A 371-nucleotide genomic window follows, 5' to 3' on the forward strand; every position below is an offset into this window, starting at 1 on the left:
TATGACGCGATGAGCTGGACCATCCTCAAGGGCATCGGCGAGATCCACCAGTCCTTCCTGCCCAAGGGCGACCTCGGCGCCATCGACGACAATCCCTTCAAGCTCGACGTCGCCAAGGCCAAGGAATTGCTCGCCAAAGCCGGTCTGCCTGACGGCTTCAAAGTCACCATGGACGTGCGCGTCGGCCAGCCCACCACCGGCATGGCGGAATCGATCCAGCAGACGCTCGGCCAGGCCGGCATCAAGCTGGAGATCATCCCCGGCGACGGCAAGCAGACGCTGACCAAGTACCGCGCCCGCAACCACGACATCTATATCGGCAACTGGGGCCAGGACTATTTCGATCCCAACTCCAATGCCCAGACCTTCGC

At 62.3% G+C, this 371-nt stretch carries 1 protein-coding gene; it reads left to right on the plus strand.

Translation table 11 applies throughout. The features are described 5' to 3' along the window. On the plus strand, positions 1-371 hold a 371-nt coding region (locus tag EN845_RS34080), incomplete at both ends, for an ABC transporter substrate-binding protein (RefSeq protein WP_245511882.1).

Source organism: Mesorhizobium sp. M8A.F.Ca.ET.202.01.1.1, assembly GCF_004791595.1.
In the GTDB taxonomy this organism is placed as follows: domain Bacteria; phylum Pseudomonadota; class Alphaproteobacteria; order Rhizobiales; family Rhizobiaceae; genus Mesorhizobium.